Raw genomic sequence first — 23,632 nt, 5'->3', positions numbered from 1 at the left:
ACTGACAACAATAAGGAGTGATATCTGATGTCTCATGAAATTGCCCATCCGGCCAGCAGCCCAAAACAGGCCGCTCTGCAACTGGTCATCGAACTGGTGCGCGCCGGTAAACTGAGCCCGCTGCACGGCGATGCCTCCAATATGATCTCCATCTACGAGCAGTTCAAGGCACACTTCGAAGCCGACAAGCAAAAAGGTTCCGCCATCTCCTGACGTTCGCCCCGGTGGCGCGCTGTGTCTGGCCGCGCCACTGTTCCCCGACTTTCACATAATCTCTTCCGTTTATTATTGCATCCCAATTAAATTTGCAGCGCGCTTTTTTATATTTCTCACAGATCCGTAACGCAAATCTGAAACCGGTTGCAGAAAACCTTTAGCGCGGGTATTCGTTAATTAAACCCCACACTGAGGATTGAATGATGCCAAAGATTCTACTCTGCTGCGCCGCCGGGATGTCCACCAGCATGGTGGTGCAGAAAATGGAGAAGGCCGCCAAAGAGAAGGGCGTCGAGGTTGAGATAAAAGCCGTTGGCATTTGAAGAGTTTAACGATCAGATCGCGAACTTTGACTGTTGCCTGCTTGGGCCGCAGATTAAATACAAACTGGCGGACTTCCAGCCGCTGGCGCAGCAGATAAATAAGCCCATCTCTGTGATAAATAGCATGGATTACGGCATGATGAATGGCGCGAAAATATTAGATGATTCGCTAAAGCTGATTCACGCCTGACGATTGTTCCGAAAATAAAATAATTGTTTACGCCTGTGCGCCATTGCACAGGCTTATTCTGTTGTTGCCTGATGCAAGGAGCTCGCCGATGAGCAGCATAAGCGAATCGTTATTTGGTGTGATTGAAAACCGCATCAGCCCGCTGGCCGGACGCCTCTCCAGCCAGCGCCATGTGATTGCCATCCGCGATGGATTTATCGCCTCGATGCCGTTTCTGATTGTGGGCTCGTTTATGCTGCTGTTTGCCCATCCGCCGTTCTCAGCTGACAGCTCATGGGCGTTTGCCCAGTGGTGGCTCGGTATGGTGCGCGCGCATGAAGCGCAAATCATGATGCCGTATAACATGACCATGGGCATCATGGCGCTGTATATCGCCAGCGCCATCGCCTATAACCTGGCGAACAGCTACAAGATGAACGGCTTTATGGCGGCCAGCCTGGCGCTGATGGCGTTTCTGGTGGTGGCCGCGCCACAGAGCAACGGGCACCCTGCCGGTTGGCTCACTCGGCGGCGAGGGCATTTTCACCGCGATTCTGGTGGCGCTGTTCGCCATTGAGCTGATGCACTTCCTGCAAAAGCACAACATTGGCTTTAAGCTGCCGGAGCAGGTGCCGCCCAAAATTCGTCAGTCGTTCGATCTGCTGATCCCGATCATCGCCATTTTCATCACGCTGTTTCCGCTCAGCCTGTGGGTGCAGGCGCAGTTTGGCCTGCTGCTGCCGCAGGCGATCATGGCGCTGTTCGCACCGATTATCTCCGCCTCGGATTCGTTACCGGCGGTGCTGCTGTGCCACATGCTGTGGTTCGCCGGCATTCACGGAGCGGTGATTTTCGGCGGCATTCTGCAGGCGTTCTGGCTAACTAATCTCGGCCTCAACCAGCAGGCGCTCAACGCCGGTGAGCCGATCACGCATGTGTTTATCGAGCCGTTCTGGCAGTTTTTCATCGTTATTGGCGGCTCCGGTTCCACCATGGGGCTGGTGCTGCTCTATCTGCGCAGCCGCTCGGCGCATCTGCGCTCGATTGGCAAGCTGAGCATTGTGCCCAGCATGTTCAACATCAACGAGCCGGTCATCTTCGGTTCGCCGGTGGTGATGAACCCGATTCTGTTCATTCCGTTTATCTGCGCGCCATTAGTCAACGCCACGCTCGCCTGGACAGCCACCAAAACCCACCTGATTAACCACGTGGTGTCGCTGGCCCCCTGGACCACGCCGGCACCGATCGGGGCGGCCTGGTCGACCGGCTGTGACTGGCGCGTCATCGTGCTGATTGCCGTGCTGGTAACCATCGCCACGCTGATCTACTACCCGTTTTTCAAAATTTATGAGCGGCAACTGCTGCAGCAGGAGCTTGAGCAGGCCGCCGCAGCGCAACCGGCTAAGGAGGCATGATGGAAATTGATGAGAGCACGGTCATGGAACTGATTATTCAGGCGGGAGAAGCGCGCTCCTGCTCGATGGAAGCGCTGCGCGCGGCACGGCGCAAAGAGTGGCCACGCGCCGATGCGTTGCTGAGCGAAGCCAGCGAGGCGGCCAGAGCCGCGCACCGTATCCAGACCGAATTGATCGGTGCCGACGAAGGCTGCGGCAAAATTCCGGTCAATCTGATCATGGTGCATGCGCAGGATCACCTGATGAACGCCATGCTGTGTCGTGAACTGGCGGAAGAGATCATCCAGCTGCGGCGCGAGCTGGCTGCAGACTAACAAGGAGGCAGTATGCAACATCCTAACCCCGGTGCGTTTCCGCACGGCTTTCTGTGGGGCGCTTCAACCTCGGCGTATCAGGTTGAGGGCGCCTGGAACGAAGACGGCAAAGGGCCGTCGGTGATCGATAAAGGCCATTTTCCTGAGGGGATGACGGATTTCACCGTCACCAGCGATCACTATCACCGCTTCCTGGAAGATATCGCGCTGCTGGCGGAGCTTGGCCTGAAAACCTATCGATTCTCCATCGCCTGGAGCAGCATCTATCCGCAGGGAGACGGCGAGCTGAATCCGGCGGGCATTGCGTTTTATCAGCAGCTGATTGATGAAATTTGCCGCCACGGCATTAAGCCGCTGGTCACGCTCTATCACTTCGACCTGCCGTGGGCGCTGCAGCAGGATGGCGGCTGGTAACCGGCGCACCGTGGCCGCCTTTGAGCGCTTCGCCATCACCTGTTTCGAGCGCTATGGCGACCGGGTGAAATACTGGCTAACCATCAATAAACAGAACATGATGCTCCTCAAAGGCGAGGTGATTGGCACGCTGCCGGCCGGCACGGTGGATGCGCAGAAGACGCTGTATCAGCAGAACCACCATATGATGCTGGCGCAGGCCAAAGCGATGATTGCCTGTCACCAGCGCTTGCCGCAGGCCAAAATTGGCCCGGCACCGAACATCTCCTGTATCTATGCCGCCAGCGCCAGACCGGAAGATGTGCTGGCCGCCGATAACTTTTCAGCGATCCGCAACTGGCTCTACCTCGACCTCGCGGTGCATGGCCATTACAACAACGTGGTGTGGGCGTTTCTGCAGCAGCGCGGCTGGCTGCCGCACATTGAGGCGGAGGATATGGCGACGATCGCCGCCGGCCAGCCGGACTTTATTGCCTTCAACTACTGTGCATCGGCCACCGTCAGTGCTGACATGCCTGAGGTCGCGCGCGGTGAGCTGAACAGCAAGCAGCAGGCCGACCAGCAGATGGCCGGCATCGACAAATCGGTGTACGTCGGCTGCAACAATTCGCATCTGCAGCAGAATCAGTTTGGCTGGTATATCGATCCGGTCGGTTTCCGCATTACCGCGCGGGAGATCTACGCGCGCTATCGCCTGCCGCTGATTGTGACAGAAAACGGTCTCGGTGCGTTCGACACGCTGGAGGCGGGCAATAAGGTGTATGACGACTATCGCATCGCCTATCTGCGTGAGCATATCACTCAGCTACGACTGGCAATTGCCGATGGCGTGGAGCTGTTTGGCTACTGTCCGTGGTCGGCCATCGATCTGGTCAGCACCCACCAGGGCATCAGCAAGCGCTACGGCTTTATCTACGTTAACCGCGATGAACACGATCTGCGCGATCTGGCGCGCTATCGCAAGAAGAGCTTTTTCTGGTATCAGCAGTTGATCCGCAATAACGGCGCACAGCCTGATGCGGAGGTGGAATACTAACGCGCGGCGCGGCGGCATCCCGGCTGGGTCGCCGCCGCGCCAGCAGCGTGATTAGCGGTGTTGTCCCGCCATCAGCACATATTTTACCTACATACTCTTCAATACCGTAATGGCCGCCCTCGCGGCCGTAGCCGGAGTGCTTGATACAGCCAAACGGCACTGACGCCGTACCGACCGAGCCGGAATTTAGGATCACCATGCCGGCTTCCAGTTTTTTCGACAGGCGGAAAGCGCGGCCAACGTCACGCGTCCACGCATATGCCACCAAGCCGTATTCGGTGTCGTTAGCGCAGCGAATTACCTGCTCTTCATCACTGAAACGGTACAGGGCAAACACCGGTCCGAAAATCTCAGTGTTGTGCACGGCAAACGAGGCGTCCAGATCGCACAGGATGGTAGGCTCATAGAACAGTCCGCCCTTCGCGTGTGGCTTGCCGCCGAGGCGCAGCGTCGCCCCCTGCGCTACCGCATCATCCACCAGCGCGGTGACTTTATCGAGCGCCATGCGGTTAATCAGCGGGCCAACCACAAATTCCTGCTGCATACCCTGATCGATGCGGATCTCACTGACTGTTTTCACCAGTTGCTCCACAAAGGCATCGTAAATCGCGTCATGCACAAAGATGCGGTTAGGCGAAATACACACTTGGCCGGAGTTACGCAGTTTGGCGCTGACCAGCCCGGCCACGCTCTCTTCCAGTGGACTGTCGGCGAACACGATAAACGGCGCGTTGCCGCCCAGCTCCATGGTCATCTTTTTCAGCGTGGCCCCGCACTGCTGCGCCAGCAGTTTGCCGACGCGGGTAGATCCAGTGAAGGAGATTTTGTGGATGCGCGTATCGCTGGTAAAAGCTTCACCGATGGCTTTCGGATCGCCGGTCACCATCTCAAACACGCCAGCGGGAATACCGGCCTGACGTGCATACTCCAGCAGTTTATACGGGGTAAGCGGCGTCTCTTCTGCCGGTTTGATGATCATTGTGCAGCCCGCGGCCAGCGCGGTAGCGATTTTGCGGGTGATCATCATAAACGGGAAGTTCCACGGCGTGATGGCAGCGGTCGGGCCGACCGGCTCTTTTACCACAAGCACGGAGGCGTTGGCATCGTGCGACGGCAGGGTATCACCGTTGACGCGTTTGGCCTCTTCCGCATACCACTCAATGAAGCCGAGACCGTATTCAATTTCGCCCAGCGCTTCGCTCAGGCATTTGCCGTTCTCCCTGACCATCAGTTCAGCAAACAGGTACTTATCGGCGCGTACCAGATCGTACCAGCTGCGCAGCAGGTCGCTGCGCTGTTTCGCGCTTTTTGCCGCCCATGCCGGAAACGCGGCACAGGTGCGATCGATAGCGGCCGCGACCTCGTCGTGGCTCATGAACGGTGCTTCGCCGACGAGGCTGCCGTCGGCAGGATTGGTGACTTTAATCATTCCAGTGTGCTCCAGTGTCAGAATCAATGCGATAACCTGGCAGTCAGCGTTATCGGGCTGGCTGCCGCTGTGCAGAAATGATGCGCGTCTGGCCTTTTCGCCACAATCGATTAAAATTGCTCCATCATTGAGAAAAACTGAACGGTTAACTGATGCGTGATTTGCCATCCCTAAATGCCTTGCTGGCGTTTGAATATGTCGCCCGTAGCGGCAGCGTCCGGGCGGCGGCTGATGGCCTGTCGGTGACGCCAGGCGCGGTGAGTCGTCAGATTCGTCTGCTGGAAGATTACTTTGGCACAGCGCTGTTTCAGCGTCAGGGGCGCGGGCTGGTACTGACGCTGCCCGGCAATGCCTATTTTCTGCAAATCAGCCAGCACCTCGACGGTATTCGCCAAGCGAGCGCCACGCTGCAGCGCAATGCCGGCCGCACGGTCATCCGGCTCCACTCCTTCACCACGTTCGCCACCCGCTGGCTGATTCCGCGGTTGGCACAGTTTCAGCTGGCGCATCCGGCGATTGACGTGCGCCTGACTACTGCGTCGGAATGGGACGATACGGTGGATTGCGACGCGGCGATTCGGCTTGGTGACGGTACGTGGCCGCAGCAGCACGCCACGCCGCTGGTGAAAAACGTGCTTGTGCCGGTGTGCCGTCCGACGGCTGACCGGCGCGCCAGCATGCATCTGGCCGGGCTGGCGCAGCATACCCTGCTGCTGGTGCGCGGACGCCCTGATGACTGGCAGCGCTGGTGCGAAGCGTTTGGCGTGGAAATGGACGCGCTGCCGCACCGGCGGCAGATGGAAAGTTCGGCGCTGGCCTATCAGGCCGCCATTGAAAGGCATGGGATTGCGCTGGCGCAGCGGGTGCTGGTGGAAGCGGAGCTGAAGGCGGGCACGCTGATCGCCATGGAGGATTATCCGCTGGACTGTGGCCGGCACACCTATTACCTAGTGCGCCCGCAGGAGAGCGTTAAGGCTGCTACGCTACAGCGGCTGGAGCAGTGGCTGGTCAAACAGGATGCCGGCGATCAGGCGTTATGAGCGGCGAAATGGCCCATCGGCCACGGAGGCGCGCTCAATCAGCCGTCCGCTGAACGGCGGTAGGGGCGCAATGGCTTCGCCCTCCAGCATCGCCACCAGCTGCGCCAGCGTGTGCTGAATCATCTCCGCCACCGGCACGTGAACCGTCGTGAGCGGCGGCAGGAAAAATTCGGCCATGCGAATATCGTCAAAGCCCATCAGCGACACATCCTGCGGCAGCCGTTTGCCCGCAGCATTCAGCGCCAGCGCGGCACCAATCGCCATATCGTCATTGCTGGCCATCAGCGCACTGAACGGTACGCCCGCAGTCAGCAGCTGGCGTGCCGCTGCCTGACCACTCTCCGGCGTCCACGTGCCCGGCAATACGCGCGCCGCTTCATACGGCAGCTGATGGTCGGCCAGCGCCTGCTGATAGCCAGCCAGACGCGCGTCGGCGGTGGGCGATCCCGCCAGTCCGGTGATAAACGCGATGTCATGGTGACCGCGCGCAATCAGGTAGTTCAACGCATCACGGGTATTTTGCTGGTGCGAAGCCCAGACGCAGTTCGCCGCGTGCTGCGTCAGACGGCGGTTAACCACCATGATCGGGATATCGTGCTGGTCGATGATCGCTTCCAGTGCGGCGGTGTCGAGAAAACGCGGATAGATAATGATGGCATCGCAGCGCAGATCGAGCAGAAACTCAATCGCCGCGCGCTCATCGTCAGCGCTGGTTTTGCCATCGGCCAGGATCAGCTGGCGGCCATAGTTATTGGTCAGCGTGGCCGTCTGGTACAGCAGCTCGCTGAAATAGGGTCCGTTAAACAGCGAATGGGTGACGATCAGGCCGATATTCTGCGATTTTTGCGTTGCCAGACTGCGCGCCAGCAGATTTGGGCGGTAGCCGGTTTCCTCATCGCCTGAAACACTTTCTGCTGCGTGGATTTGCTGACATCGCGGTTGCCCGCCAGCACGCGCGACACGGTGGCTTTAGAAACGCCCGCTTTGCGGGCCACATCCAGCATAGTAATCATCAGCGCTTAGACCATCATTCCTGCAGGCTAAAAAGCGATAGTACCTGAAAATGCAGGGAAATTAATGGCATCGTTACCAAACAGTGAGGGGGATCAGGCGTAGAACCAAGCGGGCAGGATGGCGATCAGGTTATTCAGGGTATGCAGAAAAATTGGCAGCGCCAGGCTGTTGCTGCGCAGACGCGCGTAGCACAGCAGCAGCGAGAACAGCGTCAGCGCAACGATGGTTTCCCAGTGCACGTACTGCGTGTGTAACGCGGCGAACAGTAGCGATGTGAGCAACATGCAGGCAAAACGGCTTTTGGGCGCCCACAGCAAAAACGCCTGCAGCAGGAAGCCGCGGAACAGCACCTCTTCAAACACCGGCGCCAGCAGCACGGCGGTGAGCAGCAGAATCAGCATTGAGCTGCGTCCCTGCTGGCTCTGTTCAATCAGCCGGCCTTCCGGCTGCAGGAACTGCGTCTGCGCCACCATCAGCACAAACAGCGCGCCGATAAACAGCAGTGCCTGGCCGGGACGCAGAAAGCCCAGTGGAATGTCGCTGCGGCGCTGGCAGTAGAAACGGTACAGGGGATAGATCACGGCAAATTCAAACAGGCACAGCACCGGCACCAGCAAGCCGTTATTGCGCAGCGTCCCGTAATTGGGAAACAGCGTAATCAGCATGGTCACGAGGTAATAAACCACAAAGCTACCCACGTAAAACAGGGTCAACGTAACTTTGTCGGATTGGGTGTCCATAGGCGACTCAGCGGGCAGAGGAAGACGCATAGTAGCAACGGCGATCGGTGCTGTCGAGGTGCGTTTGCGGAGATTTCCGCCGGTTCAGATACGCCACAATCGCGGCGCTATCTGCTGGCTGCCGCGCCGGTAAACGAACACCTCACCGCAGGCGATGCGCGGCATGACGGCTTGCGCTTTAATCTCTGGCGACCAGGCGGAGAGGGAACAGAATGACTTGTCTGGCGCGGAGGATGTCGCTGGCACCGTTTGGTGCGCAACGGCAGAGAGAAAATTAACGAGGCTTAACGTACCCGGACGGCCACGAAAATCATCACGATGGCGAAGCCGATAAAAATAGCCAGTTCCATCATTATCTCCTCAGAAATGTCTTAGATAATTGTAGCGTCTGTCCGGGGGATTTTTAGACACAGCGTGCGATTAATCCGAAAATGTGAGGAGAAAATCGCGCCTTTTATCACGCAATGCGACCAGTCTGCTGGAAAAATTTTCGCATCGGCGGCACGCTTTGTTCCTCTCAGGAACCCGCTTGTTCATTATCCAAGAGGAGAAAATTGTGAACCATTATGGAAAAGCGCTGCTGCTGACGGCGATGCTCGCCTTAACGGCCTGTCAGTCAGCCAGTAAAACTGACAGCAGTTACGCCGTCAGTCACGATCCGGAAACCGACCAGTGCGGTGCCTCGCAGTATCAGAATTACATCGGTCAGCCGCTGAGCGCGCTCGATACCCAGCGCTTTGCCGTACCGGTGCGCGCGATTCCGTGGAACGGTGCCGCCACCATGGACTTCAATCTGCGCCGCCTGAATTTCCTAGGCGATCAGAACGGGAAAATTTCCCGGGTTTACTGCGGGTAACACCAAACGGGCACGGCATTGTCATCGGGCTGTCACGGCGGCGGGCGAGGATAGCTGCGCATTACGGAGATTTCCTCGTCACTCTCGAATATGCAATGCTCGTCTTGTTTCTTCCCGCTACGGCGGGAATTTTTTTCGCTATAACCTGCCTGCTGCGCAATATTGCCCCTGCCATACCGCGCGATTAATCGCGGTTCTGCGGCGCCAGGCGTACAGGCAGCAATAACAGACTGACCTTACAGGAGTGACGATGAAATACCTGACCCGAACGCTGTGTTTGACGCTGCTCCTCAGCCCGCTGGCGCAGGCCTCAAGCGAGGCGGCATGGCAGCAGCACGATAAAAACCTGCAGCAGGCGTGTCTGCAGGCCAGCGGTCTGAAAGCGGTGAAAGTGGTGGGCAAGCCGATCATGTACGACGACAGCGTTGACTACGATGCGCTGTTGCTGGAAGGCAGCTATCCGCAAAAGCACATGAAAAATCAGCTGGGGCGGGAACTGTGCCTGTATCAGCGTCAGAGCGGTAAAGCAGTGGTCAGCGAAGCCGACCAGCTGCGGGTGGTGAAATAATCTCAGGGGCCGCTATTTTTGCGACCCTGCTTCTAACAGCTGCGCCAGCAGGTTGCGGTAACTCTGCAGGCGTTGTTCATCGCCTTCCACTTCCAGCCGGGTAATCACGCGGGCAATCACCGCTTTATTGGTGGCGGGCTGGCCATCATCCATCAGCTCGCGCATGATGGCGGCCAGCAAATCGCTCTCGTGCGGCGCGTGCCAGGCGGGACTGTTGAAATAGTCGGTAATCGCCCGACTGGCGCTGTCATGGTGCGTTCTCATAGCCGACCTCCGCAGAGACAACGAAGCCTGCCACCCACGACGGGCAGCAACTGAAAACCTGAATTAAGCATGCGGACTGTCTAGGACGGGCAGTGCCTCGCCAGTGATAACTGGTGATTTTTTAAATCATAGATGCGGTGTGGAATATTGTCAGTAACAAATCGTCATATTTTTTCACGATTCCCGTTTCTCGCGATGTGCTTATCGGGGCTTATGCCAGGTAACCGCACATAAAGACACTACAAAAGTGAGGCATTGCCCTATTTGCTGTGAGCAGAATCACGCCCGGCAGCGAAAAACTGCGTTTTCATCCTCATGCCATGTTTTGCGGTCCGGCAATGTTACGAGGTTGTTAGACTGAACCCTCGTTTCATTTTTTCTGACATCTGCGCTCATGTTACGCTCCATCGAATCCTGGAAGATCAATCTGATATCCGTCTGGTTTGGTTGCTTTTTTACCGGCTTGGCCATCAGTCAGATAATTCCTTTCCTGCCGCTTTACGTGGAAGAGCTGGTTATCCGTGGCGGCAACGCGCTTAGTATCTGGTCAGGCCTGACCTTCAGTGTCACCTTTATTGTTTCTGCCGTCGTGGCGCCGCTGTGGGGCAGCCTTGCCGATCGCAAAGGGCGCAAGCTGATGCTGCTGCGCGCTTCGTTTGGCATGGGCGCGGTGATTCTGCTGCAGGCGTTTGTCACCCAGGCGTGGCAGCTGTTGCTGTTGCGCGCGCTGATGGGACTGACGTCCGGTTATATTCCCAACGCCATGGCGCTGGTGGCTGCGCAGGTGCCGCGTGAGCGCCGTGGCTGGGCGCTGAGCTGCGTGTCGACCGGACAAATTGGCGGCGTGATCCTCGGGCCGATGATTGGCGGTCTGCTGGCCGACAGGCTGGGCCTGCGCATGGTGTTTATCGTTACCGCGGTCCTGCTGATGGTCAGCTTTATGGTTACGCTGTTTCTGATTAAGGAGACCGGCTACACGCCGGTGAGCAAACAGGACAAACTGAGCGGGCGCGAGGTGATGCGCAGCCTCGATAATCCACGCCTGATGTTCTGCCTGTTCGTCACCACCATGGTGATTCAGATGTGTAACGGCTCGGTGAATCCTATTCTGACGCTGTTCGTGCGTGAGCTGGCGCCGGATGCGCAGAATATCGCGTTTCTCAGTGGCGTGATTGCCGCGCTGCCCGTCGTGTCGGCACTGATCGCCGCACCGCGTCTCGGCAAACTCGGCGATCGCATCGGTACCCAGCGTATTTTACTGGCGACCATGATCGCCTCGCTGCTGCTGCTGATTGCCATGTCGTTTGTCACCAGCGCCACGCAGTTGGGCGTACTGCGCTTTCTGCTCGGCTTTGCCGATGGCGCGATGATGCCGGCGGTGCAAACTCTGCTGGTGCGTCATTCACGCGATAACGTCACCGGCCGTATTTTTGGTTATAACCAGTCGATCATGTACCTCGGTAACGTCGCCGGACCGCTGCTGGGCGCAGCGGTCTCTGCCGCCACCGGTTACCGCAGGGTATTCTTCGCTACCGCGGTCGTCGTCCTGCTCAATGAGCTGTTGCTGCAGCGCTTCTATCGCCGGCCAAAAACCGAGCTGAAACCCCTTAGCCCGGCGGCCGCCACTAAGCCGGCTGACGCAGCGTCAGCGCATAGTGCCAGCGCCGCTGAGAAAGCAAAAACTCCGGGCTGACGCTCGGGCTCCACGAATCGTCGCCGCCGACGCCCATATGGAAGCCGTCGAGATGCTGCCAGCAGCCGGGTTCGTCCTGCAGCAAATGGCGGTGTGAGGTGGCGCGCAGTTGCTCAAGGCTGTGGCGGCTGAGCGAGAAGGCAAAGTCGCCGCTGACCTGCCAGCTGCCGCTATCCAGCTGGCGCGTGCCGCAGCGCAAGCCATTCTCACCCGGAAAGACGTAGCCGGTGCTGAGCGCCGCCAGCGGCAGCTGCCAGCGTGAAAACTGCGCCGCCAGCTGGCGATCCGGATAGTTTTCATGAGGCCCCAGTCCCAGCCAGCTCACCTGGTGCGGGACGTGAGCCAGCTGGCAGCGCATGCCGATGCGCGCGGGCGGCGGCAGACCGGCGGCCTGTTGTACATCGACGCTGACAGTCAGTTCGCCGTTGCCACTGATGCCATAACGCTTATGGCTGGTAAACAGATGCTGGCCATCACTCAGTACGCGATGCAAGGTTTCAATCTGCACGCCGTGCTGCAGGCTGTCGGCCTGCATCGCCAGCAGCTCCGTTTGCAGCCGATCATAGCCCACGCGTTTCCAGCGCTCGACCCAGGCGTTAGGGTCGATATTGGCGGCTTCGCTGGTGCCGATATCATTATCGATCGGTGCGCGAATAAAGCACTCCTCCAGCGGAGTCAGCATGGTTTCACGATCGTTCACCCACCACTGCAGCAGCGCGCCGCTGCGGCGACAGAAGTGCCAGCGCTGCGTGGGCAGCACCACCGCCACCAGATTGTGATTGGTTTCCAGCTGTGGCGCGCAGGCGCTGAGCGGCGGCAACGTAACCGGCAGCGCGGCCGGGAGCGCCCACTGATCCTAGGCCACGCGATGATCGGCCGCGGACCAGGGCGTGGCGGCGATCTGATGCACCGCGAGGTTAAGCCACGCCTCACCCTGCAGCGCTTCAGGCGCGGGCACCGTAAAAGTGTGGCTGCCTTCGGCATCGAGATCCAGCACCCACTCACCGCGCGAGAGGGTCACACCGTCCTGCTCAATCCACCAGCGCAGCCGTTCGTTGTCGCTGCGGCGGAATAAAATTCGCTGGTGACGGTCACGCGATACGCATCGCCGGGATCGCGCGTAAACTGGAAAAACTGCTGGGCGCGCTGTGCTTCAAACAGCGCCGGATGCGGCGTGCGATCGGCAAACACCAGCCCGTTCATGCAGAACTGGCGATCGTTGGGCGTGTCACCGAAATCGCCGCCATACGCCTGCCACGGCTGGCCGTGTTCGTCATAGCGCGTCAGGCTTTGATCGACCCAGTCCCAGACGAAGCCACCCTGCAGCCGCGGAAACTGGCGAAATGCCTGCCAGTATTTGGCAAAGCCACCGAAGCTGTTCCCCATCGCATGGGCGTATTCGCACAGGATCAGCGGACGCGCTTCATCCGGCAGGCTGATCCATTTTTTCAGTGACCACTTCGGCACCGCTGGGAAGGGCTGGTCCTGATCGACGCGCGCATACATCGGGCACACAATATCGGTGGCCGCCGTGTTGGCACCGCCGCCCTCATACTGTACCGGGCGCGTGCTATCGCTGCTTTTCACCCAGCGGTACAGCGCATCGTGCGTGCTGCCGTGGCCGGACTTATTGCCCAGCGACCAGATGATGATGCAGGCATGATTACGATCGCGCTGCACCATGCGCGTTACGCGTTCGCTATAGGCGGCAAACCAGCGCGGGTCGTCGGAGAGGCGGTTCATCGGCTGCATGCCGTGCGTTTCGATATTGGCTTCGTCAACCACGTACAGGCCGTACTCATCGCACAGCCGATACCACAGCGGATGGTTAGGATAGTGGGCGCAGCGCACCGCGTTAAAGTTGTGGCGCTTCATCAGTTCAATGTCCTGACGCATGCTGGCTTCATCCACCACCTGACCGCGCTCGGGATGGTGCTCATGGCGATTAACGCCGCGTATCAGCAGCGGCTTGCCGTTGAGGCACAGCTGGCCGTGCTCAATGCTGACGCGACGGAAACCCACATCATAAGCTTCGGCTTCAATCACCCCGCCGGCATCATCAAGCAGCGTGACTACCGCGCGGTAGAGATCAGGCGTTTCGGCGCTCCACAACAGCGGTTGCAGCACTGGCAACACCAGCAGGGTGCGTTCCGGATAGTGGCCACGTTCATCAATGATGGCGCTGCCCGGCGGCTGTTCGTACTGCGCGATACAGTCGCCGTTGCGCCACAGCGTGACGCGCACCCGACACTGACTGAGCGAGCGCGCGCCGGCATGGATTTTGACTCTCACCCGTAAATCGCCGCGCAGATATTCCGAGCTGAGCGCAGTTTCGATCTGCACATCGCTCAGGCGGGTGTCCGGTTTGTGCAGCAGCGTCACGTCGCGGAAAATGCCGCTCATGCGCCACATGTCCTGATCCTGCCATCGCCCCAGCGCAGCACCATGACCGCCAGACGGTTGTTTCCCGGCTGCAGCACGTGGCTGAGATCAAATTCGGCGGGTAAGCGGCTATCCTGCGAATAGCCAATCCACTGTCCGTTGCACCACAAATAAAAAGGCCAAGCTGACGCCATCGAAGATGATGCTTGTCTGCCCCTGGCTTAACCAGCCGTCATCAACTTTAAATATGAGCGAGTAACATCCGGTGGGGTTCTCGCGTGGCACCAAAGGGGGATTCACCGGAATGGGATACTGAACGTTGGTATAAATGGGCGCGTCGTAGCCGTGCAGCTACCAGTTGGTAGGCACCGGCAGCGTCGCGGCGTCCGGTAAATCCTGTAACAGCCAGCTATTTTACCGCTTCCGGCGCGGTAAAATAGCTGAAAGCCCACTGACCATTCAGCCGCTGCTGCGCAGGTGAGGGATGGCGATCGCGCGCGCTGACTTCATCGCGCCAGCTGGCAAACGGTGGGTGCGCGTCCAGGCGATGCAGGCTGGTGATAACCGGGTTTTCCCAGTCACGGCGTGTCAGCACTTCACTCAGAGAAACAGCCGCTAAGGTCATAGTGATATCTTATTAATTGTATTGCGCTCACATTGCGTGAAATGGCGTTAGCTGTAAAGACGCAGCGCGCAATTTTGTTACTGCGCGCACAGCGAGCAGCAGTGATGTTTGCGGCACAGCGTTCGCTGTAACTTAAGCTGGTGTATTGAGCGGTCTGTGAGGCTTTTTTAGCGGTTTCTTGCCACTAAAACGTTAAGCGTGGTGAGCAGGCATGAATAGCGCCGGGTTGCGGAGCATTCTGTATTGTCGTGTTAACCGCCGCTTCATACACTCAGCGCAATTTCAGCAACCTGAGGTCAATATGATCCGTATCGTTAAGCTCGCTGCCGTTATGGCGCTGGTGTCCGCGTTAAGCGGTTGTCTTTTTCCGCCGCCGGGCGGCGGAGGAGGAGGTTGGGGTGGTCCTGGCGGTGGCGGTCCCGGTCATGGGTATCAGGGACCCCGTTAATTTAGCGCCAGTGCATAATTAACGCAGCGATGCGAAACGTTTTATCTGTGGCGTATTTTGTCAGTGAAACGTTTCGCCGTTATATATTGAATTTCAGCCACTTTTTTTACGCTTCGGCTAACCATTATTTTTCCTCTGGCCGGCAAAAATTCTTGTTGTTTTAATCCTGCCAATGCTAATTTTTGTTTTCCCATTCTGACTGAGTCCATCGCATGAAAAACCTGATTGTGGAACTCCTGCTAAAGCTGGCAGAAAAAGAAGAAGAGTCTAAAGAATTAGTGGTCTAGGTTGAGGCGCTGGAAATCGTGCTTACCGCCATGCTGCGCAGACTGGATGCCGCCCAGGTTAGTGACATCGCGGCGGGTATTGATCGCGCGATGCCGCCCGCTGCGTCAGTGCAGGAAAATCCGGACGCGCTGATGCTGCGTAATTACGTCGAAAAGTTGCTCAACCACCCGCGCGAATAATCCCGCCGTACGCGCATAGATTTTTTTCCGCTTTGCTTATTCCGTGCTATGCTTAACAGGCAATAATCACACGGAGAAACCGGCAATGAAATCGTGTCTTGTGGCAATAATGGCAGCAGGCCTGCTGCTGGCTGGCGGTGCGGGCGCGGCGGAGAAAACCGCCCAGCAGGAAAAAATGACGCTGTGTAATCAGCATGCAGGCGCCCAAAATCTGAAAGGCGATGCGCGTAAAACCTTTATGAGCAGCTGTCTGAAGAAGAGTGCTTAAACCTCTGGCGGCCTGCGGGCCGCTTTTTTGTGTCCGCACTCGCAGGGTTAACGCGCGACGTATTTTTTCTTTCATAAACGGCACGCGTTGCCAAAACTTTACAAAATCCTTACATAAAATTCCAGTTCTCCCAATCCTGTCTCTCTGACGCTTAACCGTGGCCAGAGCGGCTTTACGTGCAACATAAGGAACCAGTTGTATGGTCGCTGCGATCATTATTGGTGTATTTATTATTAGTGTGTTTTACGCCCACTCACGCGGCGTGGAAAAGCAAAAATTTTCCCGTCAGTTATTTGATCACTCCACTTTTATGGCGCCGATCAATATGTTTATGACCGGGCTGTCGCGACTGCCGGCTAAACAGCCCTATTTTCCGGTTGAGGATTTTCCTGAGCTGCGTCAGCTGACCGATAACTGGCAGGTGATTCGCGATGAAGCCATTCGCCTGCAGGATCACATTAAAGCGGCGCAGACGCATAACGATGCCGGATTTAATACCTTCTTCAAGCGTGCCTGGAAGCGCTTCTATTTAAAATGGTATAGCGATGCACACCCGTCAGCGCGCGAACTCTGCCCGGTAACCACCGAACTGGTGAGCAACATTCCCGGCGTTAAAGCGGCCATGTTTGCTGAACTGCCGCCGGGCAGCCATCTGGGTAAACACCGCGATCCTTATGCCGGTTCGGTGCGCTATCACCTCGGGCTGCAAACGCCGAACGACGATCGCTGCTTTATTGAAGTGGATCGTCAGCGCCACAGCTGGCGCGACGGTCAGGCGGTGATCTTCGACGAAACTTACGTGCACTGGGCGCAGAATGAAAGCGAGCAGACGCGTATCATTCTGTTTTGCGATATCGAGCGGCCAATGAAATGGCGCTGGGCGCAGGCGGTCAACCACTGGGTGGGCTCGACCCTGATGTCAGCAGCTGCGTCGCCCAACGACGAGAACGATCGTACCGGCTTCCTCAACCGCATCTTCAAATACGTTTATGCGCTGCGCGATGCCGGTCAGAGTCTGAAGAAACGCAATCGCCGGCTGTATTACTGGGTCAAACATGGACTGATTGTGGCGATTTTCGCGCTGATCATCGTCCCCAGCGTCTTCTTCTGATCCTTTCGTGCCGCTTAAAACGGCGGTTTAACAGTCCGCCGTTCTACCGACTGAACTACAGAGGAATCATTGGAACGAGGCGAATATTAGCGATGCCGATCCCCGTTGTCAAAGCCCGATCGCACACTTCTGGTTTAAGTGCGCGTAAAAGCAGCGGATTGCTGCTTTTCTGCCTTGAATGGGCAGATTTCAAACTGCCAGCAAGATCTCACTTTAAACGCATTTCCTTTGAGATGTTAGATGCGTGTCAAAGTTTTGTTATTTGCCGATTTTAAAACAATCATTTCAGTGCTTTTGTGATGAAAATTTCAAAAGAAGAAAGGATGAAGCAAATGAACTGATTATCATAACGCCCGAAACGAGTTTTGTCCGCTCAACGCTTCTTTCGAAAGTAACGTATTGATAAGGAAGATGTTGAAAAAAGGAGCATCACGGTACCGATAGCGTCAGACCAGAAGTTTTACCTCTACGAACAGAAAAAAAACGCCAGCGACGTTGAGTGAATGTAAAAGATATTTTTCATTCGCGGACTCAGCCAACCTGAGCACGTTAACAAATAAGAAGGGTTACCTATGAAATTCAAAAAAGCGTTAGTGACTTCCCTGTTAGCTTGCATGTTACCTGCCGCTGTGATGGCAAAAGATATCCAGCTGGGCGTTTCTATGGCGCTGTTTGATGACAACTTCCTCACCATCCTGCGCACAGCCATGCAGAAAGAGATGCAAAAAGACAATATCAAAGGCCAGGTTGAAGACGCCAAAGGCGACGTGGCCCAGCAACTGCAGCAGGTGCAGAACTTCATTGGTCAGGGTGTTGACGCCATCATCGTGAACCCGGTCGATACCAACGCGGTAAAACCGCTGGTGGATGCCGCCGCTAAGGCCGGCGTGCCGCTGGTGTTCGTCAACCGCAAACCATCGGGTGAGTTGAAAGACAAAATGGCGTTTGTCGGTTCGGATTCTGAGCTGGCAGGCCGTCTGCAGATGGAAGTGCTGGCGAAAAAGATGAACGGCAAAGGCAACGTGGCTATTCTGCTGGGTGACCTGGCTAACGAATCAACCCGTGAACGCACCAAAGGCGTGGAAGCGGTGGTCGCCAAATATCCGGGCATTAAAGTGGTACAGAAACAGACCGCCAAATTCACCCGTAATGATGCGGTGGACGTGGTGAGTAACTGGCTGACAGCAGGCGATGACATTCAGGCCATTGCCTCTAACAACGATGAAATGGCGATCGGTGCGCTGCAGGCGCTGGGTAAAAACCCGAATCACATTCTGGTCGCGGGTGTGGACGGTACACCGGATGCACTGCAGATGATCAAGAACGACAAAATGGTCGCCACGGTCTTCCAGGATGCGAAAGGTCAGGGTAAAGGCGCGGTACAAACGGCGGTCAAGCTGATTAACGGCGAGAAAGTGCAGAAAGTGGTCGATATCCCGTTCCAGCTGATCACCAAAGATAACTACGAAAAATTCGCCAGTCAGAATCAGAAATAAACCGTAACCGACTTAGCCGTACGGAGGTGATGTATGACCGCTTTTGCGCTTGAAGCCGAAGGCATCAGCAAGTTCTTCTCCGGAGTGAAGGCACTCGACAATGTCTCACTGCGTATTAAGCCGGGGTCGGTACATGCCCTGATGGGTGAAAATGGCGCGGGCAAATCCACTTTAATGAAATGCCTTATCGGGATGTATCGTCCCGATAAGGGCACCATCCGCATTAAAGGGGAGCCAGTGCAGTTTCAGGACACCATGGACGCGCTGCGTTCCGGCATTTCCATGATTCACCAGGAGCTGAATCTGGTGCCTTACATGACCGTGGCGGAGAATATCTGGCTCGGTCGTGAACCGATGAAATACGGCTTTGTCGATCACCGCAAGCTCAATCAGCAGACGCAGGAACTGCTTAACAAGCTTAATATCCGGCTGAAAGCCGATCGGCTGGTCGGCGAGCTCAGCATTGCGTCCCAGCAGATGGTGGAAATTGCCAAAGCGGTGTCGTGGAACTCCGACATCGTGATTATGGATGAACCGACCTCGGCGCTGACGGAAACCGAAGTGGCGCATCTGTTCACCATCATCCGCGACCTGCGTGCCCAGGGCAAAGCCATCATCTATATCAGCCATAAAATGGATGAAATTTTCGCCATCACCGATGAGATCAGTATCTTCCGCGACGGCACCTGGGTCGGCAGCAACAGCACCACCGCCTTCACCCATCAGTCGCTGATCACCCAGATGGTGGGACGCGAACTGACGCAGCTGTTCCCTAAATTCAATAGCGCCATCGGCGAAGAAGTGCTGACGGTGCGCAATCTGACCTGCAAAGACCGCTTTACCGATGTCAGCTTCAGCGTGCGCAAAGGCGAAATCCTCGGCGTGGCCGGGCTGGTGGGTGCCGGACGCAGCGAGGTGATGGAAAGCCTGTTCGGCATGGAGAGCTTTGACAGCGGTGAAGTGCTGATTGATGGTGTGCCGGTGAAAATCGATTCGCCATCGACGGCGATTGAGAAGGGCATGGCGTTTCTCACCGAAGACCGCAAAAAGTCCGGGCTGTTTCTGGTGTTGTCGGTGCTGGAGAACATGAGCATCGTCAACATGCCCGACTACATCGGCAAAAGCGGTTTCGTTAGCCACATGAAGATGGCACAGGACTGCATGGAGCAGATCCGCAAACTCAATATTAAAACGCCGACCATGGATCAGATCATCAACAACCTCAGCGGCGGTAACCAGCAGAAGGTGCTGATTGCGCGCTGGCTGCTGGCGCAACCGAAGATTCTGATCCTCGATCAACCAACCCGCGGCATTGATGTTGGCGCCAAAGCCGAAATCTACCGCCTGATCAGTGAAGTGGCTAACCGTGGCGTGGCCATCATCATGGTGTCCTCTGAGCTGCCGGAGATTCTCGGCATGAGCGACCGGGTGATGGTGATGCACGGCGGACGTATAACCGGCATCCTCGATAAAGAAGAGGCCGACCAGGAAACCATTTTGTCGTTGGCATCCGAGTAAGGCACGAAACCCCTATGAGTAACGTAAAAGTAACGGCCCCGCAGGCCACCGAACAGAGTTCTTTCTTCGGCAATCTGCGCCATAAACTGCCGAAAGACACCGGCATCTTTGTCGTGATGTTAGGCATTGCGCTGATTTTTGAAATGGCCGGCTGGTACGTGCGTGACCAGTCATTTCTGCTCAACACCAACCGTTTAGTGCTCATTGTGCTGCAGGTGGCGATCATCGGTATCATCGCCGTCGGCGTCACCCAAGTCATTATTACTACCGGTATCGACCTGTCGTCCGGTTCGGTTATCGCCCTGACGGCCGTGGTCGCCGCCAGCCTGGCGCAGACGTCTGACAGCCTGTCGCCGATGTATCCGTCGCTGGTCAATCTGCCCGCAGCCATCCCGATCGTCGCGGGCATCGGCGTCGGCCTGCTGTGCGGCGTGGTCAACGGCGTGCTCATCACCAAAACCGGCATTCCGCCGTTTATCGCCACGCTCGGTATGATGGTGTCGGCTCGCGGTCTGGCACAATATTATACCCAGGGCAACCCCATCAGCTTCCTGTCGGACGGTTTCACCTCCATCGGTCAGGGCGCGATGCCGGTGATTATCTTTCTGGTGGTCGCCTTCCTGTTCCACATCGCACTCAAACACACCCGCTACGGCAAATTTGTCTATGCGATTGGCGGCAACATGACCTCCGCCAAAGTGTCGGGCATCAACGTTAATAAATACCTGATCATCGTGTATACCATCGCTGGGGCGCTCTCGGGTCTGGCGGGCGTGGTGCTGGCGGCGCGCGTCAGCAGCGGCCAGTCGAGCATGGGGATGGCGTATGAACTCGACGCCATCGCCGCCGCGGTTATCGGTGGCAGCAGCCTGATGGGCGGCGTCGGGCGGATTACCGGCACGCTGATCGGCGCGGTGATCCTCGGCTTGATTAAAAGTGGCTTCACCTTTGTTGGCGTCGATGCCTACGTGCAGGACATCATTAAAGGGATGATCATCGTCGCGGCGGTTTCAATCGATATGCACCGCAACCGCAAAAAACGCTAACCCGTTCTGCTCCTCTCTCCCGGGAGAGAAGCAGGGTAAAGGCGGTAATAGCACGCTGCCGGGCTGCCGGCATCGTCTGGCACAATAAGTTTTCCCATTGATAGCCACCGCGCAATTTCTCTTTATTCTCCTTTCTGCCCCCCGCAATCCGTGCATTTTCTGCCCGTTTTGCACCACGACAGCACGCGCAGTCATCACTTTTTTGCACATCTGCCTCGCAAATGCTGCACCATCAGGGTGCGTCATCGCCAGTGGATAAACATTATGAGTCATGTGCGGTGCTTATTAACCCATTCGGGGTAATCAGAAACGCTTATTTTCCCGTTCGTTAGGAAAATTCTGGTCAGTGCTCGGCGGGTAAAGATCAAACCTGGCCTGCATATTGCAATTTATTTGTCACAAGCCAGCAGGCTAAGAACTCATCATTTGGGCATTCGGGGATCCGTGACGGAGGCAATATGAACTTAAGACGACTGAAATACTTTGTAAAAATCGTCGATATCGGCAGCCTGACGCAGGCAGCAGAAGTCTTGCATATCGCACAACCTGCACTCAGCCAACAGGTGGCGACGCTGGAGAACGAACTCGACCAGCAGTTGCTGATCCGCACCAAGCGCGGCGTAACGCCAACCGAAGCCAGTAAAATTCTTTATGCCCATGCACGCACCATCCTGCGCCAGTGCGAACAGGCGCAAACGGCGGTGATCAACGCTGGCTAGGCGCTTAATGGTCAGGTATCGATTGGCCTCGCGCCGGGCACGGCGGCCTCTTCGCTCACCATGCCGCTGCTGCAAACGGTGCGCGAGCAATATCCTGATGTGCTGGTTTATCTGCACGAGAACAGCGGCACTTCACTCAATGAGAAAGTGATGAATGGCCAGCTGGATATGGCCGTGCTGTACGATCGCGCGCCGACTGCCGGTATTAACAGCATTCCGCTGATGAAAGAGGAGCTGTATCTGGTAGGGGCGACGGCTTGTCCGGGTGCTACGGTGGATCTGGCTGACGTGGCGCAGATGAACCTGTTTCTGCCGCGTGACTACAGCGCAGTGCGCAAACGCGTGGACGAAGCGTTCTCGCTGCGTCGTCTGAGCGCGAAAATCATCGGTGAAATTGAGTCGATCTCAACCTTAACCGCGGCGGTGTCGAGCGGCATGGGCGTCACCGTACTGCCGGAATCGGCGGCACGCGCGCTGGTAAGTTCAACGCATGCGTGGATGGCACGCATTAACAGTCCATCGCTTAATCTGCCGCTGTCGCTGAACGTCTCAGCGCGCCTGCCGCTGTCGCCATCGGCGCAGGCGGTAAAAAACATCCTGCTGTCGCTGCTGAATAAGCCGATGGTGGAAGAGCGCGAGTTGATGTTAGTGGGGTGATAGGTCGAGGGTTTTGCCCTCACCCTAACCCTCTCCCGCCCGCGGGAGAGGGAACCGTCTGGCGCGGCCATCAATCCCGGCACGCCATCTCAATATCGCTCGATCCACACCCTCTCCCCATGGGAGAGGGTGTACAGTCTTGGGACATCGTGAACACTTGTTCGGGGACATGGTAGACACCTAAAACTAAGGCATAAGAACCCGTTTATAGAGTCGCTTATGCCCTAGGATGCGAGAGATACCATGTCATTACGTACTGAGTTTGTTCTGTTCGCCTCGCAAGACGGGGCGAACATCCACGAGCTGTGCCGCCGCTACGGCATATCTCCCGCCACCGCCTACAAGTGGCTTCGCCGCTGGGAGGAGGAAGGACCGTCCGGCCTTAAGGACCGCTCCCGCGCGCCCCGTCACTCACCCAACCGCTCATCTGACAACATCACTGACCTGCTGCGTATGGCGCACGAGCTTCATCAGCACTGGGGGGCCCGCAAGATTAAGCGCTGGCTCGAAGACCGCGGGCACGGCATGCCGGCCTTCAGCACCGTCCACAACCTGATGGCCCGCCACGGCCTGCTGCCGGGCGCAGCGCCGGGCGTCCCGGCCACCGGCCGGTTTGAGCATGCGGCCCCGAACCGGCTCTGGCAGATGGATTTTAAGGGCCACTTTCCCTTTGGCGGCGGCCGCTGCCACCCGCTCACCCTGCTGGACGACCACTCCCGGTTCTCGCTGTGCTTGGTGCACTGCGCTGACGAACGGCGTGAGACGGTACAGGAGCAGCTGGTCAGCGTCTTTGAGCGCTACGGCCTGCCGGACCGGATGGCGATGGACAACGGCTCACCGTGGAGCGACACCACCGGCACCTGGACGGCGGTGGAGCTGTGGCTGATGCGCCACGGCATCCGGGTGGGGCACTCGCGGCCGTATCATCCGCAGACGCAGGGCAAGCTGGAGCGTTTTCACCGCAGCCTGAAGGCGGAAGTGCTGCAGGGGAAGTGGTTCGCGGACAGCGGTGAGCTGCAGCGCGCCTTCGACCACTGGCGGACGGTCTACAACCTCGAGCGCCCGCATGAGGCGCTGGAGATGGCGGTGCCGGCGTCGCGCTATCAGCCCTCATCGCGGCAGTACAGCGGGCGCGTAGCGCCACCGGAATACGACGAGGGCGTGATGGTCAGGGAGGTGGATATCAGCGGGAAGCTGAGCGTAAAAGGCCTCAGCCTGAAGGCGGGCAAGGCGTTCAGGGGAGAGCGTGTCGGGCTGAAGGAGACGGGGGAAGACGGTTATTACGAGGTGTGGTGGTACAGCACAAAAGTGGGGGTGATCGACCTGAAGAAAAAGTCGATCACCATGGGTAAAGGATGTTAAAAAGTGTTCACCATGTCCCCGAATACCTGTCTGTCATGTCCC

14 protein-coding genes and 9 pseudogenes are annotated in these 23,632 nt (G+C 57.2%); 17 read left to right on the top strand and 6 right to left on the bottom strand.

The features are described from left to right. Window positions 1-27: 27 nt before the first annotated feature. The 5 genes and pseudogenes from AC6I8M_RS03295 to AC6I8M_RS03275 all read left to right on the top strand — a co-directional run bounded on the left by AC6I8M_RS03295 (window position 28) and on the right by AC6I8M_RS03275 (window position 3,887). Complete coding sequence (locus tag AC6I8M_RS03295) at window positions 28-213, top strand: hypothetical protein (RefSeq protein WP_010618143.1); 186 nt, start codon at window positions 28-30, stop codon at window positions 211-213. A 206-nt stretch (window positions 214-419) separates the two neighbouring features. Next, window positions 420-729, top strand: a pseudogene (locus tag AC6I8M_RS03290) (PTS sugar transporter subunit IIB). Window positions 730-817: 88 nt separating this feature from the next. After that, a pseudogene (locus tag AC6I8M_RS03285) lies at window positions 818-2,123 on the top strand (PTS sugar transporter subunit IIC). Continuing rightward, a complete protein-coding gene (locus AC6I8M_RS03280) occupies window positions 2,123-2,437 on the top strand; it encodes a PTS lactose/cellobiose transporter subunit IIA (RefSeq protein WP_010618140.1) in 315 nt (104 codons plus the stop codon). The pseudogene AC6I8M_RS03285 and the gene AC6I8M_RS03280 overlap by 1 nt, the downstream one beginning before the upstream one ends. A gap of 12 nt (window positions 2,438-2,449) precedes the next feature. Continuing rightward, a pseudogene (locus AC6I8M_RS03275) lies at window positions 2,450-3,887 on the top strand (glycoside hydrolase family 1 protein). Window positions 3,888-3,938: 51 nt separating this feature from the next. Here the strand turns inward: AC6I8M_RS03275 and AC6I8M_RS03270 are convergent. Then, window positions 3,939-5,316: pseudogene (locus AC6I8M_RS03270) on the bottom strand (NAD-dependent succinate-semialdehyde dehydrogenase). 152 nt (window positions 5,317-5,468) lie between these two features. Between AC6I8M_RS03270 and AC6I8M_RS03265 the strand changes: the two are divergent. Beyond that, window positions 5,469-6,356, top strand: a complete 888-nt coding sequence (locus tag AC6I8M_RS03265; RefSeq protein ID WP_498013667.1) for a LysR substrate-binding domain-containing protein — start codon at window positions 5,469-5,471, stop codon at window positions 6,354-6,356. Here AC6I8M_RS03265 and AC6I8M_RS03260 read toward each other — a convergent pair. Both AC6I8M_RS03260 and AC6I8M_RS03255 read right to left on the bottom strand, forming a co-directional pair. Then, a pseudogene (locus tag AC6I8M_RS03260) lies at window positions 6,351-7,369 on the bottom strand (LacI family DNA-binding transcriptional regulator). The gene AC6I8M_RS03265 and the pseudogene AC6I8M_RS03260 sit on opposite strands and share 6 nt — an antisense overlap. Window positions 7,370-7,462: 93 nt before the next feature. Then, a complete protein-coding gene (locus AC6I8M_RS03255) occupies window positions 7,463-8,110 on the bottom strand; it encodes a CPBP family intramembrane glutamic endopeptidase (RefSeq protein WP_010618136.1) in 648 nt (215 codons plus the stop codon). Window positions 8,111-8,666: 556 nt separating this feature from the next. On the opposite strand from AC6I8M_RS03255, the gene AC6I8M_RS03250 reads away from it, so the two are divergent. Together AC6I8M_RS03250 and AC6I8M_RS03245 are read left to right on the top strand one after the other, a co-directional pair. Then, window positions 8,667-8,966 (top strand): I78 family peptidase inhibitor, encoded by a 300-nt coding sequence (locus AC6I8M_RS03250; RefSeq protein WP_022549044.1) that lies wholly within the window; start codon window positions 8,667-8,669, stop codon window positions 8,964-8,966. A 250-nt stretch (window positions 8,967-9,216) separates the two neighbouring features. Beyond that, window positions 9,217-9,534: a hypothetical protein gene (locus AC6I8M_RS03245; RefSeq protein ID WP_010618134.1), complete on the top strand. Its 318-nt coding sequence runs from the start codon at window positions 9,217-9,219 to the stop codon at window positions 9,532-9,534. Window positions 9,535-9,546: 12 nt separating this feature from the next. Here AC6I8M_RS03245 and AC6I8M_RS03240 read toward each other — a convergent pair whose 3' ends face one another. After that, the gene (locus tag AC6I8M_RS03240; RefSeq protein WP_058948823.1) at window positions 9,547-9,798 is read right to left on the bottom strand and encodes a biofilm development regulator YmgB/AriR family protein; all 252 of its coding nucleotides are present in this window, start codon (window positions 9,796-9,798) and stop codon (window positions 9,547-9,549) included. A gap of 394 nt (window positions 9,799-10,192) precedes the next feature. Here AC6I8M_RS03240 and AC6I8M_RS03235 point away from each other — a divergent pair, with 394 nt between their 5' ends. Next, complete coding sequence (locus AC6I8M_RS03235) at window positions 10,193-11,491, top strand: multidrug efflux MFS transporter (protein ID WP_022549046.1); 1,299 nt, start codon at window positions 10,193-10,195, stop codon at window positions 11,489-11,491. Here the strand turns inward: AC6I8M_RS03235 and AC6I8M_RS03230 are convergent. Beyond that, window positions 11,424-14,498: pseudogene (locus AC6I8M_RS03230) on the bottom strand (beta-galactosidase). The gene AC6I8M_RS03235 and the pseudogene AC6I8M_RS03230 overlap by 68 nt on opposite strands. A 489-nt stretch (window positions 14,499-14,987) precedes the next feature. Next, window positions 14,988-15,140 (bottom strand): hypothetical protein, encoded by a 153-nt coding sequence (locus AC6I8M_RS03225; RefSeq protein WP_195910869.1) that lies wholly within the window; start codon window positions 15,138-15,140, stop codon window positions 14,988-14,990. A gap of 18 nt (window positions 15,141-15,158) precedes the next feature. Here AC6I8M_RS03225 and iraP point away from each other — a divergent pair. From iraP to AC6I8M_RS03185, 8 genes and pseudogenes are all read left to right on the top strand, one after another. Next, window positions 15,159-15,413: pseudogene (iraP, locus tag AC6I8M_RS03220) on the top strand (anti-adapter protein IraP). A gap of 85 nt (window positions 15,414-15,498) precedes the next feature. Continuing rightward, window positions 15,499-15,678, top strand: a pseudogene (locus tag AC6I8M_RS03215) (PsiF family protein); the annotation flags it as partial. A 202-nt stretch (window positions 15,679-15,880) separates the two neighbouring features. Then, window positions 15,881-16,792 (top strand): lipid A hydroxylase LpxO, encoded by a 912-nt coding sequence (lpxO, locus tag AC6I8M_RS03210; RefSeq protein WP_010618369.1) that lies wholly within the window; start codon window positions 15,881-15,883, stop codon window positions 16,790-16,792. A gap of 572 nt (window positions 16,793-17,364) precedes the next feature. Next, window positions 17,365-18,288 (top strand): sugar ABC transporter substrate-binding protein, encoded by a 924-nt coding sequence (locus tag AC6I8M_RS03205; protein ID WP_010618370.1) that lies wholly within the window; start codon window positions 17,365-17,367, stop codon window positions 18,286-18,288. A 33-nt stretch (window positions 18,289-18,321) separates the two neighbouring features. Then, window positions 18,322-19,806 (top strand): sugar ABC transporter ATP-binding protein, encoded by a 1,485-nt coding sequence (locus tag AC6I8M_RS03200; protein WP_010618371.1) that lies wholly within the window; start codon window positions 18,322-18,324, stop codon window positions 19,804-19,806. Between the two features lie 14 nt (window positions 19,807-19,820). Further along, complete coding sequence (locus tag AC6I8M_RS03195; RefSeq protein WP_010618372.1) at window positions 19,821-20,852, top strand: ABC transporter permease; 1,032 nt, start codon at window positions 19,821-19,823, stop codon at window positions 20,850-20,852. Between the two features lie 458 nt (window positions 20,853-21,310). Next, window positions 21,311-22,228 (top strand): annotated as a pseudogene (gene nac, locus AC6I8M_RS03190) (nitrogen assimilation transcriptional regulator NAC). Between the two features lie 243 nt (window positions 22,229-22,471). After that, entirely contained in the window at window positions 22,472-23,590 is a 1,119-nt protein-coding gene (locus AC6I8M_RS03185; protein WP_058948824.1) for an IS481 family transposase, read from the top strand. Window positions 23,591-23,632 lie beyond the last annotated feature (42 nt).

The sequence above is a fragment of the Type-A symbiont of Plautia stali genome, from assembly GCF_059731155.1.
Note: the sequence above shows the minus strand (reverse complement) of the source record. Positions and strands in the feature narration are given on the sequence as shown.

Excerpts from the sequence above, each read along its gene's own strand:
- AC6I8M_RS03240 (WP_058948823.1), bottom strand. The coding sequence starts at position 9,798 with ATGAGAACGCACCATGACAGCGCCAGTCGGGCGATTACCGACTATTTC.
- AC6I8M_RS03255 (WP_010618136.1), bottom strand. The coding sequence starts at position 8,110 with ATGGACACCCAATCCGACAAAGTTACGTTGACCCTGTTTTACGTGGGT.
- AC6I8M_RS03235 (WP_022549046.1), top strand. The coding sequence starts at position 10,193 with ATGTTACGCTCCATCGAATCCTGGAAGATCAATCTGATATCCGTCTGG.
- AC6I8M_RS03265 (WP_498013667.1), top strand. The coding sequence starts at position 5,469 with ATGCGTGATTTGCCATCCCTAAATGCCTTGCTGGCGTTTGAATATGTC.
- lpxO (WP_010618369.1), top strand. The coding sequence starts at position 15,881 with ATGGTCGCTGCGATCATTATTGGTGTATTTATTATTAGTGTGTTTTAC.
- AC6I8M_RS03205 (WP_010618370.1), top strand. The coding sequence starts at position 17,365 with ATGAAATTCAAAAAAGCGTTAGTGACTTCCCTGTTAGCTTGCATGTTA.
- AC6I8M_RS03280 (WP_010618140.1), top strand. The coding sequence starts at position 2,123 with ATGGAAATTGATGAGAGCACGGTCATGGAACTGATTATTCAGGCGGGA.
- AC6I8M_RS03295 (WP_010618143.1), top strand. The coding sequence starts at position 28 with ATGTCTCATGAAATTGCCCATCCGGCCAGCAGCCCAAAACAGGCCGCT.
- AC6I8M_RS03245 (WP_010618134.1), top strand. The coding sequence starts at position 9,217 with ATGAAATACCTGACCCGAACGCTGTGTTTGACGCTGCTCCTCAGCCCG.
- AC6I8M_RS03185 (WP_058948824.1), top strand. The coding sequence starts at position 22,472 with ATGTCATTACGTACTGAGTTTGTTCTGTTCGCCTCGCAAGACGGGGCG.
- AC6I8M_RS03200 (WP_010618371.1), top strand. The coding sequence starts at position 18,322 with ATGACCGCTTTTGCGCTTGAAGCCGAAGGCATCAGCAAGTTCTTCTCC.
- AC6I8M_RS03225 (WP_195910869.1), bottom strand. The coding sequence starts at position 15,140 with ATGGGAAAACAAAAATTAGCATTGGCAGGATTAAAACAACAAGAATTT.
- AC6I8M_RS03195 (WP_010618372.1), top strand. The coding sequence starts at position 19,821 with ATGAGTAACGTAAAAGTAACGGCCCCGCAGGCCACCGAACAGAGTTCT.